The sequence below is a fragment of the Leifsonia aquatica genome, assembly GCF_014190775.1.
Classification (GTDB): domain Bacteria; phylum Actinomycetota; class Actinomycetes; order Actinomycetales; family Microbacteriaceae; genus Leifsonia; species Leifsonia aquatica.
In genome coordinates this window covers 95,822-111,314 of the sequence record NZ_JACHVP010000001.1, presented here as the reverse complement: position 1 = coordinate 111,314, position 15,493 = coordinate 95,822, and the positions used below count along the sequence as shown (strand labels likewise).

13 protein-coding genes are annotated in these 15,493 nt (G+C 71.0%); 3 read left to right on the top strand and 10 right to left on the bottom strand.

Going from position 1 to position 15,493, the window contains the following annotated elements; genetic code table 11:
* Positions 1 to 71: 71 nt before the first annotated feature.
* The 5 genes from FHX33_RS00490 to FHX33_RS00470 form a co-directional block, all read right to left on the bottom strand.
* Complete coding sequence (locus FHX33_RS00490) at positions 72 to 1,187, bottom strand: hypothetical protein (protein ID WP_183428045.1); 1,116 nt, start codon at positions 1,185 to 1,187, stop codon at positions 72 to 74.
* Positions 1,188 to 1,402: 215 nt separating this feature from the next.
* Entirely contained in the window at positions 1,403 to 2,653 is a 1,251-nt protein-coding gene (locus FHX33_RS00485) for a S8 family peptidase (RefSeq protein WP_021764185.1), read from the bottom strand.
* Positions 2,654 to 2,910: 257 nt separating this feature from the next.
* Entirely contained in the window at positions 2,911 to 3,720 is an 810-nt protein-coding gene (locus tag FHX33_RS00480; protein WP_039923114.1) for an ABC transporter permease, read from the bottom strand.
* 17 nt (positions 3,721 to 3,737) lie between these two features.
* Positions 3,738 to 4,589 (bottom strand): ABC transporter permease, encoded by an 852-nt coding sequence (locus FHX33_RS00475; RefSeq protein ID WP_021764183.1) that lies wholly within the window; start codon positions 4,587 to 4,589, stop codon positions 3,738 to 3,740.
* Entirely contained in the window at positions 4,586 to 5,512 is a 927-nt protein-coding gene (locus tag FHX33_RS00470; protein WP_021764182.1) for an ABC transporter ATP-binding protein, read from the bottom strand. The genes FHX33_RS00475 and FHX33_RS00470 overlap by 4 nt, the downstream gene beginning before the upstream one ends.
* Before the next feature lie 94 nt (positions 5,513 to 5,606).
* Here FHX33_RS00470 and FHX33_RS00465 point away from each other — a divergent pair, with 94 nt between their 5' ends.
* Positions 5,607 to 5,822, top strand: a complete 216-nt coding sequence (locus FHX33_RS00465) for a hypothetical protein (RefSeq protein ID WP_039923107.1) — start codon at positions 5,607 to 5,609, stop codon at positions 5,820 to 5,822.
* A 56-nt stretch (positions 5,823 to 5,878) separates the two neighbouring features.
* The gene (locus tag FHX33_RS00460; RefSeq protein WP_183428044.1) at positions 5,879 to 7,855 is read left to right on the top strand and encodes an ABC transporter ATP-binding protein; all 1,977 of its coding nucleotides are present in this window, start codon (positions 5,879 to 5,881) and stop codon (positions 7,853 to 7,855) included.
* 114 nt (positions 7,856 to 7,969) lie between these two features.
* Here the strand turns inward: FHX33_RS00460 and FHX33_RS00455 are convergent, their stop codons facing one another.
* Positions 7,970 to 9,847 carry a phosphoenolpyruvate carboxykinase (GTP) gene (locus FHX33_RS00455; RefSeq protein WP_021763873.1) on the bottom strand — a complete coding sequence of 626 codons (1,878 nt, stop codon included), beginning with the start codon at positions 9,845 to 9,847 and terminating at the stop codon, positions 7,970 to 7,972.
* A 116-nt stretch (positions 9,848 to 9,963) separates the two neighbouring features.
* On the opposite strand from FHX33_RS00455, the gene FHX33_RS00450 reads away from it, so the two are divergent.
* Complete coding sequence (locus FHX33_RS00450) at positions 9,964 to 11,418, top strand: XRE family transcriptional regulator (protein WP_021763874.1); 1,455 nt, start codon at positions 9,964 to 9,966, stop codon at positions 11,416 to 11,418.
* A gap of 111 nt (positions 11,419 to 11,529) precedes the next feature.
* Here FHX33_RS00450 and FHX33_RS00445 read toward each other — a convergent pair whose 3' ends face one another.
* The 4 genes from FHX33_RS00445 to FHX33_RS00430 are packed head-to-tail and all read right to left on the bottom strand — an operon-like array spanning position 11,530 to position 15,468.
* Positions 11,530 to 12,303 carry a 3-hydroxyacyl-CoA dehydrogenase gene (locus FHX33_RS00445; protein WP_183428043.1) on the bottom strand — a complete coding sequence of 258 codons (774 nt, stop codon included), beginning with the start codon at positions 12,301 to 12,303 and terminating at the stop codon, positions 11,530 to 11,532.
* A 22-nt stretch (positions 12,304 to 12,325) separates the two neighbouring features.
* Entirely contained in the window at positions 12,326 to 13,516 is a 1,191-nt protein-coding gene (locus FHX33_RS00440; RefSeq protein WP_021765058.1) for a thiolase family protein, read from the bottom strand.
* A 1-nt stretch (position 13,517) separates the two neighbouring features.
* Entirely contained in the window at positions 13,518 to 14,981 is a 1,464-nt protein-coding gene (locus tag FHX33_RS00435; RefSeq protein ID WP_021765057.1) for an NAD-dependent succinate-semialdehyde dehydrogenase, read from the bottom strand.
* Positions 14,974 to 15,468, bottom strand: coding sequence for an Lrp/AsnC family transcriptional regulator (locus FHX33_RS00430; protein WP_021765056.1), 495 nt, complete (start codon positions 15,466 to 15,468; stop codon positions 14,974 to 14,976). Before FHX33_RS00430 ends, FHX33_RS00435 begins: the two co-directional genes overlap by 8 nt.
* Between the last annotated feature and the right edge of the window lie 25 nt (positions 15,469 to 15,493).

Here is a 15,493-nt window from a genome sequence, read left to right as displayed (position 1 = left end):
GTCGGCACGGTTCAGTCGAGATCGTGTTCACGCCCGCATCCTTCAGCACCTGGTGAGTCGACGTCCGCGGCTCAGCCGCGGCCGCCGGGACCGGCCGACGCCGACCGGGGTCCGCGCTCCTGGTCCTCGTCGATCTTGGGCGCGATGGGACCGCCGAGTCCGCGGCCCTGCCGCTTCTCGTCCGATCGGCCGGCGCCGCCGGCTCCGCCCATCATGCCCGCGCCGGCGCCGCCGCGCGCGGCGGCGCCTTCGCCTGCTGCTCCCGCGGCACCCGAACCCGACCCGGATCCGAGCAGTCCGCCGGTTCCCGCGCGTCCTGCGCCCGCGAGCGAGCCGGAGCGCGCCGCAGCGGACTCCGCCGCGCCGCTCAGACCGCCGAGCTTGCCGCCGGCACCACCGGCGCCGAGCGAGCCCACCTTGGCGTTGAGGCCAGAGCCGAGCATCGATCCACCGCGCGCGGCGACGAGCTTCGCACCGCCGAGGGCGAGCGCTCCGCCCGCACCCGCGGCCAGACCCGGGGTCGAGCCGAAACCGCCGCCGTTGCCGCCGCCGAGCCCGCCGTTGCTGCCGCCCGAACCCCACCCGGGCGTCGTCGAACCGCCCGAGATCGGGCCGTCCGGCGTGATGGAACCGTCGATGCCGGTACCGGGCGTCACGCCCGTGCCGGTGTGGCCGCCGCCGATCGTGCCGCCGGTGTGCGGGAGGCTGATGACGCCGCCCGTGTCGACCTGCGAGAGCGGCTCGATGTGTGCGCCGGGGTATCCGCCGAAGGAGCCGCCGGCGGGGAGCCTGCCGCCCCCGGGGGTGCCGCCGCCCGTGCCGCCGGGCGTCGAGGAGCTAGGACCGGATGGGGCTGATTCGGGGAGGCGGCCGCCGGTAGCGGTCTCGGATCCGGTGGACAACTCGTACGCGTCCATCGCATCGCTCACCTTCTGCACCGCCGCTCGGGCGGTCGACTCGCGGTTGGCTGCCATGAAGTTGTTGACGGCAGCGACAGCACCCGGGCCCGCGACGATCGACAGCGGGCCGAGAAAGAAGGTGGCACCGGTTACCGCGGACTGCAGGATATTCGCCTGCGTGCTGTTGAGCCCAGCCGGAGCATCTTTGTCGAGTCGGTCCAGCTCGTTGTTGGCGAGGTTGCGCCGGGTTGCGTTGGCGGAGTCGACTTGCGTCTGAATGGATGCCACGCTCTGGGACAGAGCATCCGCCCTCGAAGCAACCGACCCGAGCGCGGCGGTGGCGGCTTCGCCCGCCGTCCCGTTCAACCCGACATCATCCTTAGCCGTGGTCGTTATGCGGTTGAGGGCTTCCAGCTGAGATACGAGCTGGTCTGCGTTCGGCAGGCTCACGTCCGCTTTTGCGGACGCCAGCTTAGCCAGTCGGGTCTCCCACGGCCCCATGTTCATGCGTTTCCCCCATTCCCGCGCGGAGCTCTCCGGCGCGATAGTACGACGATCAGAACGGCGACGATAGCGAGGACCACCACGACCGCTATTCCGATTCCGATGAAGAGTCCGACCGGCGCGGCGTCAGAGCCGCCCCCACCTGATGCTCCCGATCCCGAGGCGTTCGATGGTTCGGGGCTCGAGGTCGACGCCCCGGCGATCTGCTCGGAAGTCGGCTTGCCGTAGGACTTGTCGACGAGCGGGTTCGTGTCCGGGTACGTCGTCGGGTCCACCGCGAGCAGATGAGTGAGTGAGGCGGGGCCGTAGCCGTAGCCAGCGGTCGTATCGCGAATGAGCCCGTGATCGTCCGGCGTCGTGTTGTGGATCAGCGACTGGATCAGCTGGTTGCCCGTCGCCTGCGGGTACTTCTGCTTCGCCGCGGCCAGCATCCCGGCGACGAGTGGTGTCGCCTCTGAGGAGCCCTGGGCACGATACGAGTCGTCCCAGCTGGCCGACTGCTCATCGCCGACGGTCGCGATCCCGACACCCGCGGCAACGACGGTCACCTCCGGGTTGATCGTCACGACTCCGTCGTACGCCTGGATCTTCCCGTCCTGGTCGACGGCGTTGACCGCGACGACTCCGTTCGCCCGCGATGGCAGGCCCGTGATCTCGTCGTTCCTGTTCGGAACGGAGGCGAGGACGATGATGCCCTTGGAAGCGGCGTCGGCGAGGATCGCCATGTCCGGCTCCGACATGAGGTCGAATCCCACAGACGTGGTGATGATGTCACTTCCTGAGTCGATCGCCGCTTGAAGCGCGCGCCCGATGCTGCTCGCGTTCTTCGCGCTGGCGCCGCACGTGCTCGATCCATACCCTTCGAAGGTCACGGACGCGTCAGGAGCGATGCCGCGCACAGCGCCGCCCCCGGTCCCGTTGCCGATCAAGAGGGCGGTGATCGTCGTGCCGTGCACCGATCCCTCGTCTGCCTTTGCACTCGTCGGCGAACCACCGCAGTAAGCGGTCGGATCGACCTTCAGGTTCGCTCCCGAGAACACCGGCAGGTCCGGGTTGATCTGCTCGTCGATCACTGTGATCTTCACGCCCTTGCCGGTCCAGCCCGCGGCGTGGGCCTGGCCGACGTTGTAGTAGTCGTACCACCAGTTGCCGTCGGTCGTGTCGGCCGTCGCGGAGACTGCGGGAACCGTCGCCAAAGCCAGGGCGAGCGCGCCCGCGAACATGCCCCGGAGGGCTCCCCTCGACTTCATCGCACCCCATCCTGCAACCGTCGCGCGCACCGCGCATCCGTGCGGTCACTGCCTTTCGGGGCCCGCAGCGTCAGCGCCGGCGGCATGCCCCGAGACCCCACCCACAAGTATCACGGATCGCGCTCGCGTCGCCAATCTCGCCGCACAAGAACACCCGTGGGCGAACCATCAGCGCGGAACCCGGCCGGAATAGGGTGCGGACACGGTGGTGAGAGCGTCGCGGTCGTCGGTATTGTCCGGCAGAGGCCGCGTGCTCCTCAGTCGAGGAAGAGCGCGCGGAGGCGGCGCGTGGTCAGGATGAGGCCGAGGACGACCATCACGGCGAAGTAGAGGACGTGCCACAGCATCCCGACGTCGACGGCGCCGGTCGTGAGGCCGCGGACGAGCTCGACCCCGTGCCAGAGCGGGAGGCAGCGGATGACCCACTGGATCGCCTCCGGGTAGACGGTGATCGGATAGAAGGTCGCCGACAGCAGGAACATCGGCAGCAGGACGAAGTTGATCCAGTCCATCTGCTGGAAAGTCTTCATGTAGCTGGTGACGCCCATCCCGAAGCTGGCGAAGCCGAAGGCGATGAGGAGGACGGCCGGGAGCGCGAGCAGCGCCCACCACGACAGGTTGAGGCCGAGCACCTGCATGACGAGCATGAAGCCGAGCGCATAGAGGGCGCCGCGGGCGAGCGCGAGCAGGATCTCGCCGAGCGCGACGTCGAGCGGCCCGAGGGAGGTGGAGAGCATCCCCTCGTACAGCTTGGCGAAGTGCATCTTGAAGAAGACGTTCCAGGTGGAGTCGTACACCGCGCCGTTCATGGCGGCGGTCGCCAGGAGGGCCGGGGCGATGAACGCGGCGTACGAGACCGGCTGCCCGGTCGAGGTGTGCACGTCGCCGACGAGCTTGCCGAGGCCGATGCCGAGCGAGAGGAGGTAGAAGATCGGCTCGAAGAAGCCGGACACGATGACGAGCCAGTTCGTGCTGCGGGTCGCGCGCCAGCCGCGCTGCATCACCGCGGTCGCGTTGCCCGCGTAGAGCGCGCGCAACGGACGCGAACGGGAGACGCTCGCCGTCATACGGTCGTCGGTCGCGGTCACTTGTTCAGCCTCCGCCCGGTGATGCGGCGCGCCCACAGCCAGAACACGATGGCGAGGGCGGCCAGGTAGACGACGTGCACGATCGTGAGCCAGAGCGGCTCGGGCGACCCGTAGGCGAAGACGCGGGAGAGCTCGGTCGCGTGCCAGAGCGGCGAGATCCAGCCGATCCACTGGAGGTACTCGGGCATGTTGGTCAGCGGGAAGAAGGTGCCGGAGAAGAGCGTCATCGGAAGCAGCACGAAGCGCATCAGCATCGCGATCTGCCCGGTGTCCTGCTCGAGGGTCGCGACGTAGGCCATGACCGGGGCGCCGAAGGCGAGGCCTGCGAGCGTCGCCACGAAGACCGTCACCCAGCCCCACGGGCCCGGGACGGCGCCGAAGAGCAGCATGAACGCGTAGTAGACGATGCTCGTGCCGAGGAGCCGCGCGATCACGGAGATGACGATGCCGTCGATGATCTGTCCGGGGGCGATGGGCGCGGCGTTCATTCCGAAGAAGGTGGGATTCCATTTGAAGCCGAGCATCACCGGGTAGGTGAACTCCTCGCTCGCGACGGTCACTGCCGCCGTGCAGAGCAGCGCGGGCGCGACGAACGCGAGGTAGCTGACGCCGTCGATGGCGTCCGGACCGGTGTTGGCGCTGATCAGGCTCCCGAGGCCGACGCCCATCGCGAAGAGGTACAGGAGCGGATTGCCGAAGCCGGTGACGAGCAGCGTCTGCAAGTACGACCGCATGACCCGGAAGCGGTGCTCGGCCACGTACCAGGCGCCGAACCGCCGCGGACGCACGGCCGCGGCGAGCGCCGCCCGCGCGTCTCCGGACGTGTCGAGGCCGGTCTCGGCGCTCATTCGATCAGGCTCCGGCCGGTGAGCCGCAGGAACACGTCCTCGAGGCTCGACCGGCGCACGAGGCTCGTGAGGGGGCGGAGGCCGCGCTCGGTGATCCGCGCCAGTTCGGCCTCGCCGTCGTCGCTGTAGACGAGGATGCGGTCGGGCAGCACCTCCACCCGCTCCCCCACGCCGCCGAGCTGCCCGGCGACCTCGGCGTTGCGCTCCGAGCCGAAGCGCAACTCCAGCACCTCCCGGGTCGAGTACTCGCGGATCAGGGAGGCCGGCGACCCCTCGGCCATGATGCGGCCCTTGTCCACGACGACCAGCCGGTCGCAGAGCTGCTCGGCCTCGTCCATGTAGTGCGTCGTGAGCACGAGGGTCGTGCCCTGCTCCTTCAACCGGAAGAGGCGGTCCCAGAGGATGTGCCGCGCCTGCGGATCGAGGCCGGTCGTCGGCTCGTCGAGCAGCAGGATGCGCGGGTCGTTGATGAGCGCCCGCGCGATCGTCAGCCTCCGCTTCATGCCGCCGGACAGGTCGTCGACCTTGGCCTTCGCCTTGTCCTCCAGCTGGGCGAACTCGAGGAGCTCGTCGGCGCGACGGCGCACGCGGGCGGAGGGCAGGCCGAAGTAGCGGCCGTAGACGATGAGGTTGTCGCGCACGCGCAATTCGGCGTCGAGGTTGTCGGCCTGCGGCACGACGCCGAGCTGCGAGCGGATCTCGGGGCCGTAGCGGTCGGGGTCGAGGCCCAGGATGCTGAGGTCACCGCCCGTCCGGGTCGAGACCGCGCCCACCATCCGCATCGTCGTCGACTTGCCCGCGCCGTTGGGGCCGAGCAGCCCGAACGACTCCCCCGCCTCCACCTGGAAGCTGATGCCGTCGACCGCCGCGAAGTCCTTGTACGTCTTGACGAGGTCGGTGGCGGTGATGACGGGCGTCGGCATAGTTCAGCACTGTAGCCCCGGGTGCCGACATCCCGGCGCCCCGATGTGTCAATGCAGGTTGACGGCGGCGTGGGCGTCAACTATGGTTGACCGCATGGACAGCAGCACCCTCCGCACCCTCGCCGGCGACGCCGGGTCCGACGACCCGATCGTCGCCCTGCGCGCCATCTCCCGGATGCACCGCGAACTCGACCAGATCGAGGCGGTCGCCGTGCGCCGCGCGCGCAACGCCAACGCCACCTGGCAGCTCATCGCCCTGGCCCTCGGTGTCAGCAAACAGGCAGTCCACAAGAAGTACGGTCGGATGTAGACCGCCACCCGCCTGCCCTCCCCTCGTCGCAACCGAAGCACCCCGAACGGAAGACCATGACCACCGAGCAGCCCACCGCGTCCCCCCGACGCCGCTCCCCCTTCTCCCGGCGCCCCGACGACGCCGGCCCCCGCGCCCGTTTCAGCCAGCTCCTCCCCTACCTGCTCGAGCACAAGAAGGTGCTCGCCTTCGTCGTCGTGCTGAGCGTGCTCGGCGCAGCGGCCAGCCTGGCCCAGCCGCTGCTCGTCAGCCAGGTGATCGACATCGTCGGCAAGGGCGAGGCCCTCGGCGGCATCGTGTGGGGCCTGGTCGCGCTCGTGGTGGTCTCGGGCCTGATCTCCGGCTACCAGCACTACCTCCTCCAGCGCACCGGCGAAGGCGTCGTGCTCTCCTCCCGGCGCAAGCTCGTCGGTCGGATGCTGCGCCTGCCGATCAGCGAGTTCGACACCCGCCGCACCGGCGACCTCGTCTCCCGCGTCGGCTCCGACACCACGTTGCTGCGCGCCGTCCTGACGCAGGGACTGGTGGAGGCGATCGGCGGGGCGCTCACCTTCGTCGGCGCGCTCATCGCGATGCTGATCATCGACCCGGTGCTCCTCGGGCTCACGGTGCTCGTGGTCGCGGTGTCGATCGTGGTCGTCACCCTGCTCTCCGGCCGCATCCGCGTCGCCAGCCAGAAGGCGCAGAACAAGGTCGGTGACCTGGCAGCCGCGGTGGAGCGGGCGATCAGCTCGGTGCGGACCATCCGCGCGGCCAACGCGACGGACCGGGAGATCGCCGCCGTCGACGAGAACGCCACCGGCGCCTACAAAATGGGCATCCAGGTCGCGAAGATCTCGGCGCTCGTGGTGCCCGTCGCGGGTATCGCCATGCAGGTGTCGTTCCTGGTCGTGCTCGGCGTCGGCGGGTTCCGCGTCGCCAGCGGTGCGATCACGGTCGCGAACCTGGTGGCGTTCATCCTCTTCCTCTTCATGATGATCCTGCCGCTCGGCCAGGCGTTCGGCGCCATCGCCGCCGTCAACTCCGCCCTCGGCGCGCTGGGACGCATCCAGGAGATCCTCGACCTGCCGACCGAGGACCAGCGCGACCGCGAGATCGCGCCGCTGGCCTGGACCGTCGGCGCCGCGAACGAAGGACTTGCTCCAGAGGCCCCGGCCATCGAGTTCGCCGAGGTGCACTTCGCGTATCCCGAGCACGACGAACCGGCGACGGGTGACGCCGTGTCGTCGTCCACCTCTGCTCCGAAGTCGGTCGAGCGTGTCGCCGTGGAGGCGTTCGGCGGCGTGGACGTCGTCGCCGAGGCCGAGGTCGCCGCGGGCGCCGGGGCCGATGGCGAGTCGGCCGCCCCGCACGGCGGAGTGCTGCACGGCGTCAGCTTCACCGTGCCGCGCGGCAAGCGCACCGCGCTCGTCGGCCCGTCCGGTGCCGGCAAGTCGACCATCCTGGCGCTGATCGAGCGCTTCTACGACGTCGACGCGGGCGAGGTGCGCTTCGGCGGTCTCGACGTGCGGAGCTTGGAGCGCACGCCGCTGCGCGAGCAGATCGGCTACGTGGAGCAGGACGCCCCGGTGCTCGCCGGCTCCCTGCGTGACAACCTCACCCTGTCGGCGCCGTACGCGACGGACCAGGCCTGCATCGACGTGCTGCACGCGGTCAACCTCACCGAGGTGCTCGAGCGCAGCGAGCTCGGACTGGCGGCCCCGGTCGGCGAGGACGGCATCATGCTCTCGGGTGGCGAGCGCCAGCGCCTCGCGATCGCCCGGGCCCTGCTCGCGGCCCCGCCCGTGCTGCTGCTCGACGAGTCGACCTCCAGCCTCGACGGCCGCAACGAGCAGCTGATGCGGGAGGCCATCGACGCCGTCGCGGAGGACCGTACGCTGCTCGTGATCGCGCACCGGCTCTCCACCGTCGTCGACTCCGACCAGATCGTGGTGCTCGACCACGGCCGGGTCGTCGGCGTCGGCACGCACTCCGAGCTGGTCGCGAGCACGCCGCTCTACCGCGACCTCGCCAAGCACCAGCTCCTCGTCTGACCTGACCGCGTCTCCCGGCCGCAGCCGCCGAGTACGCAGGAAGTCGCACGAGAACCGCCGAGTACGCAGAGAATTCGCGTACTCGGCGGGTTCGGTGGCGGGGGCGCCGCGGGGCTAGGCGCGCAGGTGGTAGCGCAGGGAGGCGAGCTCGGCGTGCAGCGCGGCCGGGACGCGGCTGCCGAAGCGGTCGAAGAACTCCTCGGTGAGGTCGCACTCGGCCAGCCAGCTGTCGCGGTCGACCTCGAACAGCGCGGCGACATCCTTCGCCGGGAGGTCGAGCCCCTCGAGGTCGAGCTCGTCGATGAGCGGGAGGCGGCCGATGGGCGCCTCCACGGCCCCAGCGCTGCCCTCGACACGGCGGGCGATCCACTCGATCACGCGGGCATTCTCACTGAACCCGGGCCAGAGGAAGCCGCCGTCGTCGCCCTTGCGGAACCAGTTGACCTGGAACACGGCCGGCGCGTCGGCGCCGAGCTTCTCGCCGATCTCGAGCCAGTGACCCCAGTAGTCGGCCATGTTGTAGCCGCAGAAGGGGAGCATCGCGAACGGGTCGCGGCGCAGCTCGCCGACCGTGCCCTCCGCGGCGGCGGTCTGCTCGGACGAGATCGTCGCTCCGGTGAAGACGCCGTGCGTCCAGTCGCGGGCCTGCGCCACGAGCGGCACGTTGGTCGCGCGGCGGCCGCCGAAGAGGATGGCGTCGATCGGCACGCCGTCGAAGGCGTCCCAGTCGTCCGCGATCGCCGGGCACTGGGCGGCGGAGACCGTGAAGCGCGAGTTCGGGTGCGCCGCGGGGCGTCCGGACTCGGGCGTCCACTCGTTGCCCTCCCAGTCGATCAGGTGCGCGGGCGGCTCCTCGGTCAGGCCCTCCCACCACACGTCGCCGTCGTCGCGGAGCGCCACGTTCGTGAAGATCGTGTTGCCCCACAGCGTCTCGACCGCGGTCGCGTTGGTGAGCTCGCCGGTGCCGGGCGCGACGCCGAAGAAGCCCGCCTCGGGGTTGATGGCGCGGAGGCGGCCGTCGGGACCCTGGCGCAGCCAGGCGATGTCGTCGCCGACGGTCTCGACCGTCCAGCCCGGGATGCTCGGCTTGAGCATGGCGAGGTTCGTCTTGCCGCACGCGGACGGGAAGGCCGCGGCGAAGTGGAACGCGCGCCCCTCGGGAGAGGTGACCTTGACGATGAGCATGTGCTCGGCGAGCCAGCCCTCGTCGCGCGCCATGACCGAGGCGATCCGCAGCGCGAAGCACTTCTTGGCCAGGATGGCGTTGCCGCCGTAGCCGGAACCGTACGACCAGACCTCGCGCGTCTCGGGGAACTGCACGATGTACTTGGTCTCGTTGCACGGCCAGGCGACGTCGTCGTGCCGGTGACCGGCCTCGTCGATGAGCGGGGCGCCGACACTGTGCACGGTCGGCACCCAGGGCTGCCCGGCCGCGATCAGGTCGAGGACGGTGTTCGTGACGCGGGTCATCATCCCCATGCTGACCGCGACGTAGGCCGAGTCGGTGAGCTGGATGCCGACCTGCGAGATCGGGCCGCCGACCGGACCCATCGAGAACGGGACGACGTACATCGTGCGGCCGCGCATACTGCCGGCGAAGACCTCGCGCAGCTCCGCGCGCATCCCCTCGGGCTCGCGCCAGTTGTTCGTCGGGCCCGCGTCGGCCTCGTCGACGGAGCAGATGAACGTGCGGTCCTCGACGCGGGCGACGTCACCGGGGTCGGTGCGCGCGAGGAAGCTGTTCGGGCGCCACTCCGGGTTCAGCCGGATGAGCTTGCCCTCGGCGACGAGCTGCTTGGTGAGGCGGTCGGCCTCGCCCAGCGAGCCGTCGCACCACACGATGTCGTCGGGCTGCGTGAGCGCTGCGATGTCGGCCACCCAGGCGTGCAGGGCGGCGAGTCCGGCGGAGGCATACGCGGCGTCCTCGCGGATGTCGTCGCGGTCCGCGTCGGTGCGGCCGGTCTCGGTCAGCGGAAGCTCGGCGATGGTCATTCCCGTCGTCCTCTCGGTTGGAAAGAAGTGCTGTAGATCCAGCTTCAGCGACCTTCTGCGGTTCGGACGAGCCTGAAGGGTGGAAAGAATCGCGATTCTTTCGCTATCGTGAACGCATGGAGCCGTTCACCGCCGAATCGGGCGCCGACATCGCCACACTCGGCCACCGCATCCGCCACTTCCGCACCATCCGCGGGCTCACACTCGACGAGCTGGGGGCGGAGGTCGGCGTCGCGCCGAGCCAGCTCTCCCTCATCGAGAACGGCAAGCGCGAGCCGCGCGTCACCCTTCTGGTCACGCTCGCGAGCGCCCTGGGCGTCCAGCTCGCCGATCTGCTGTCGGCCGAGCCGCCGGACGAGCGCGCCGCCCTCGAGATCGAGCTCGCACGCGCGCAGCGCGGCACCCTCTACGGCTCGCTCGGGCTGCCCGCGGTGAAGCCGACGAAGGGCACGCCGACCGAGACGCTGGAGGCCCTGGTCGGCCTGCACCGCGAGCTCTCGCGCCGCGCGTCCGAGGCGATCGCCACCCCGGAGGAGGCGCGCCGGGCCAACACCGAGCTCCGGGAACGGATGCGCGCCCAAAACAACTACATCCCCGCCATCGAGGAGCTCGCCGAGGAGCGCGTGCGCGCCTCCGGGCACACCCGCGGCGCCCTCACGCACCGCGAGGTGAGCGTGATGGCGGAGCAGCTGGGCTTCGAGCTGATCTATGCCAGTGACCTCCCCCGCTCCACCCGCTCCATCACCGATCTGGAGAACGGCCGCATCTACCTGCCGCCGGCCTCCATCCCGGGCGGTCACGGGCTGCGGTCGATGGCGCTGCAGGCGATGGCGCACCGCCTCCTCGGCCACGAGCGGCCCGACAGCTACGCGGACTTCCTGCGGCAGCGGCTCGAGATCAACTACTTCGCCGCCTGCTGCCTCATGCCGCGGGATGCCGCTGTCGCGTTCCTCGCGGAGGCCAAGAAGGAGAAGGATCTGGCCGTCGAGGACTTCCGCGACGCGTTCGGCGTCACCCACGAGGCCGCGGCCCTGCGCCTGACGAACCTCGCCACGGCCCACCTCGACATGACCCTGCACTTCCTGCGCGTCGGCGACGATGGCGCCCTCTACAAGGGCTACGAGAACGACGGCCTCCCGTTGCCGACCGACGTCACCGGCTCCATCGAGGGTCAGGTCGTCTGCCGCAAGTGGGGCGCGCGCGGGGCGTTCACGCACACCAACCGGACCACCGAGCTCTACCAGTACACCGACACCCCGGTCGGGACCTACTGGTGCGCGACCCAGGTCGGCTCGACCGCCGAGGGCGGCTACTCGATCAGCGTCGGTGCGCCCTTCGACCAGGCCAAGTGGTTCCGCGGCCGCGAGACGACCGTGCGGGCCGAATCCCGCTGTCCCGACGAGTCCTGCTGCAAGCGGGCGCCGTCCGAGCTGTCCGGCCGCTGGTCGGGCAAGGCGTGGCCCAGCGCCCGGCTGCACGCGCACATCCTGTCGCCCCTGCCGTCGGGCTCGTTCCCCGGAGTCGACGACTCGGACGTGTACCGGTTCCTGCAGCAGCACTCCGGGGCGTAGCGCCGGCGGCCGCGACTGCGGTGCCCCGGTACGTTTGCGCGCCGGCGAGCGGGTGCAGTCGTACCGCGGGGCCGCAGTCGCGCGGCGGCGCGGCGGCAAGCCCGCCGCGGGTTACTTCGGCTGCATGCGGATCGCGCCGTCGAGGCGGATGGTCTCGCCGTTGAGCATGGCGTTCTCGACGATGTGGCGCACGAGCGCGGCGTACTCGGCGGGCTTGCCGAGACGGGAGGGGTGCGGGACCTGGGCGGCGAGGGAGTCCTGGGCGGCCTGGGGCAGGCCCGCCATCATCGGCGTCTCGAAGATGCCCGGGGCGATGGTGACGACGCGCACGAGGCTGCGGGCGAGCTCCCGGGCGATCGGGAGGGTCATGGCCGCGACCCCGCCCTTGGAAGCCGCGTAGGCGGGCTGGCCGATCTGCCCGTCGAACGCGGCGACGGAGGCCGTGTTGACGATGACGCCGCGCTCGGGGCCGAACTCGCCCTCGAGCGGCTCGGTGGTCACCATGGCCGCGGCGGCGAGGCGCGTGACGTTGAAGGTGCCGATCAGGTTCACGCGCACGACGCGCTCGAAGTCCTCCAGCGGGAGGACGCCGTCGCGGCCCAGCATGCGGGCGGCGGTCGCGATGCCGGCGCAGTTGACGACGATGCGGAGCGGGGCGAGCTCCGAGGCCGCGTCGACGGCCGCCTGCACCTGGTCCCCGTCGGTGACGTCGCCGGGGACGAACCGCGCGGTCGGGCCGAGGGCGGTCGCGGCCTTCTCGCCCTGCGAGCTGGGGAGGTCGAGCAGCACGACGCGAGCTCCCGCATCGGTGAGCGCGCGCGCCGTGGCGTTGCCGAGGCCGCTCGCGCCTCCGGTGACGAGGGCCGAGCATCCGTCGATCAGCATGGTTCTCCTTCCGGTGCGCGCCTCAGCGCAGCACCTCGATCAGGGTCGCGTTGGCGGTCCCTCCGCCCTCGCACATGGTCTGCAGGCCGTACCGGCCGCCCGTCGCCTCCAGCTCGTTGAGCAGGGTCCCGAGCAGGCGCGTTCCGGAGGAGCCGAGGGCGTGCCCGAGGGCGATGGCGCCGCCGCGGGGGTTGAGCCGGGCGGGGTCGGCGTCGAACTCGCGCTGCCAGAACAGCGGCACGGAGGCGAACGCCTCGTTGACCTCGTAGGCGTCGATCTCGTCGAAGCGCACGCCGCTGCGGTCGAGCAGTTTGCGGGTGGCGGGCAGGATGCCCGTCAGCATGAAGAGCGGGTCGCTGCCGGCGATGGCGAACGAGTGGAACCGGGCGCGCGGGCGCAGGCCGAGCCGGGCCGCGGCCTCCTGGGACATGATCAGCGCGGCGGAGGCGCCGTCGGTGAGCGGGGAGGAGTTGCCCGGCGTGATCCGCCAGTCGAGCTGGGGGAAGCGCGCGGCGAGCTCCTCCGTGCGGAACGCCGGCGAGAGGCCCGCGAGCTTCTCGGCGGTCGTGCCGGGCCGGATGGTCTCGTCGGCCACGACGCTGCCGCTGTCGGGCGTGGGGACGGGGACGAGCTCGCCCTGGAACGCCCCGCTCGCCGCGGCCTCCGCCGCACGCTGGTGCGAGGTCGCCGCGAACGCGTCCAGCTCGGCCCGGGAGATGTCCCAGCGCTCGGCGATCAGCTCGGCCGAGACGCCCTGCCCGACGAGCCCCTCCGGATAGCGGGCGTGCATCAGCGCGCCGCCCCGGGAGGCGTTGCCGACGTTCGAGCCGAGCGGCGCCCGGCTCATCGACTCCACGCCGCACGCGATGACCACGTCGTAGGCGCCGGAGATCACGCCCTGGGCGGCGAAGGCCGCGGCCTGCTGGCTCGACCCGCACTGCCGGTCGATCGTGACCGCGGGCACGCTCTCGGGGAATCCCGCGCTCAGCACCGCCGTGCGCGTGATGTTCGCGGCCTGCTCGCCCGACTGCGTGACACAGCCGCCGATGACGTCGTCCACGATCTCGGGGTCGATCCCCGTGCGGGCGACGAGCTCCATCAGCACACCGGCGAGGAGGTCGGCGGGATGGATGTCCGACAGCTCCCCGTCCGGCTTGCCGCGGCCGGACGGGGTGCGGACGACGTCGACGATGACGGCTTCGCTGCGCGGCATGTCAGGCTCCGAACGGGTCCGGGGTGAGCGTGTACTTCGTGCTCAGGTACTCGTGGATGCCCTCGAGCCCGCCCTCGCGGCCAAGGCCCGACTGCTTCACGCCACCGAACGGCGCGGCCGCGTTGGAGAGGACGCCGACGTTCAGGCCCATCATCCCGGTCTGCAAACGCTCGATCATGCGCTGCCCGCGCGCGAGGTCCTTCGTGAACACGTAGGAGACGAGCCCGAACTCCGTGTCGTTCGCCATGCGCACGGCGTCGTCCTCGGTCGAGAACCGCACGATCGAGAGCACCGGGCCGAAGATCTCCTGGCGCAGGATGTCACTGCCCGCCTGCACGTCGGTGACGACCGTGGGCTGGTAGAACGTGCCCTGCCCCTCCACCCGCGAGCCGCCGGTGAGGACGGAGGCGCCCCGGGCGACGGCGTCCGCGACGAGCGCCGCCGCCTTGTCGACGGCGTCGGAGTCGATCAGCGGGCCGATCGTCACGCCCTCCTCGGTGCCCCGGCCGACGCGCATCCCGTTCACGCGCTCCGTGACGCGGCGGGCGAACTCGTCGGCGACGTCCTCGTGCACGATGAACCGGTTGGCGGCGGTGCACGCCTCGCCGATGTTGCGGAACTTGGCCAGCATCGCGCCGTCGACGGCCTTGTCGAGGTCGGCGTCCTCGAAGACGACGAACGGGGCGTTGCCGCCCAGCTCCATCGACGTGCGGAGGACGTTCTCCGACGCCTGCTTGAGCAGAGACCGGCCGACCTCGGTCGAGCCGGTGAACGACAGCTTGCGCAGGCGCGGGTCGGCGATGATCGGCCCCGAGACCTTGCCGGAGGTGGAGGTCGTGATCACGTTCAGCACGCCGGCCGGCAGGCCCGCATCCTCCAGCAACCGGGCGAAGTACAGGGTGGTGAGGGGCGTCAGCGCAGCCGGCTTGACGACCACGGTGCAACCCGCCGCGAGGGCCGGCGCGATCTTGCGGGTCGCCATGGCGAGCGGGAAGTTCCACGGTGTGATCAGGAAGCAGGGTCCGACGGGGTGCTGCGAGACGATCATCCGCCCCGTCCCCTCGGGGTTGGTGCCGTAGCGGCCGGCGATGCGCACGGCCTCCTCCGAGAACCAGCGGAGGAACTCGCCGCCGTACGTGACCTCGCCGCTCGCCTCGGCCAGGGGCTTGCCCATCTCGAGCGTCATCAGCAGGGCGAACTCGTCGCGGCGCTCCTGCAGCAGGTCGAACGCCCGGCGCAGGATCTCGCCGCGTGCGCGGGGCGGAGTGGCGGCCCAGTCGTCCGCCGCGGCGACGGCGGCGTCGAGAGCGCGTGCACCGTCCTCCGGGGACGCATCGGCGATCGTCTTGATCAGGTCGCCGGTCGCGGGGTCGTAGACCGACAGGGTGCCGGCCGAGCCGGAGGTCCACTCCCCTCCGATGAACAGTCCGTCGGGGACCCGGTCGAGCAGGGCCTTCTCATCCATAGCGTCGTTCCTCTCCGTTGTCGTCCGTCGCCGCCGACTGCACGAGCGGCACCGATCGGTGGTCGATCGTGGTGGCCAGCGCGATGACGGTGGATGTGCGGGTGATGCCGGGGCCGCCGACGATGCGGTCGATCACCCGCTGCAGGTCGGCGTTGGAGCGGGCGACCGCGCGGATCAGGAGGTCGCCGGACCCCGTGATCGTGTGCACTTCGAGCACCTCCGGGATGCTGCTCAGGTGGTCGACGACGGTCACGCGCCAGTCGCCCTGCGCCACCTCGGCGGTGACGAACGCCGTCACCGGGTAGCCGAGCCGCTCGCTGTCGATGGTGGGCGCGAAGTCCTTCACCACACCGGAGCGCTGGAGCCGGTCGAGCCGGGCCTGCACCGTGCCGCGGGCGACGCCCAGCCGACGGGAGGCCTCGAAGACGCCCAGCCGCGGCTCCTCGGTCAGGAGCGCGATCAGGTCGGCGTCCAGCTTGTCGATCATCGGCCTCCTTCGGTCCTCGCACATC

Excerpts from the sequence above, each read along its gene's own strand:
- FHX33_RS00480 (WP_039923114.1), bottom strand. The coding sequence starts at position 3,720 with ATGACGGCGAGCGTCTCCCGTTCGCGTCCGTTGCGCGCGCTCTACGCG.
- FHX33_RS00455 (WP_021763873.1), bottom strand. The coding sequence starts at position 9,847 with ATGACCATCGCCGAGCTTCCGCTGACCGAGACCGGCCGCACCGACGCG.
- FHX33_RS00475 (WP_021764183.1), bottom strand. The coding sequence starts at position 4,589 with ATGAGCGCCGAGACCGGCCTCGACACGTCCGGAGACGCGCGGGCGGCG.
- FHX33_RS00435 (WP_021765057.1), bottom strand. The coding sequence starts at position 14,981 with ATGGATGAGAAGGCCCTGCTCGACCGGGTCCCCGACGGACTGTTCATC.
- FHX33_RS00430 (WP_021765056.1), bottom strand. The coding sequence starts at position 15,468 with ATGATCGACAAGCTGGACGCCGACCTGATCGCGCTCCTGACCGAGGAG.
- FHX33_RS00440 (WP_021765058.1), bottom strand. The coding sequence starts at position 13,516 with ATGCCGCGCAGCGAAGCCGTCATCGTCGACGTCGTCCGCACCCCGTCC.
- FHX33_RS00460 (WP_183428044.1), top strand. The coding sequence starts at position 5,879 with ATGACCACCGAGCAGCCCACCGCGTCCCCCCGACGCCGCTCCCCCTTC.
- FHX33_RS00450 (WP_021763874.1), top strand. The coding sequence starts at position 9,964 with ATGGAGCCGTTCACCGCCGAATCGGGCGCCGACATCGCCACACTCGGC.
- FHX33_RS00485 (WP_021764185.1), bottom strand. The coding sequence starts at position 2,653 with ATGAAGTCGAGGGGAGCCCTCCGGGGCATGTTCGCGGGCGCGCTCGCC.
- FHX33_RS00465 (WP_039923107.1), top strand. The coding sequence starts at position 5,607 with ATGGACAGCAGCACCCTCCGCACCCTCGCCGGCGACGCCGGGTCCGAC.
- FHX33_RS00445 (WP_183428043.1), bottom strand. The coding sequence starts at position 12,303 with ATGCTGATCGACGGATGCTCGGCCCTCGTCACCGGAGGCGCGAGCGGC.
- FHX33_RS00470 (WP_021764182.1), bottom strand. The coding sequence starts at position 5,512 with ATGCCGACGCCCGTCATCACCGCCACCGACCTCGTCAAGACGTACAAG.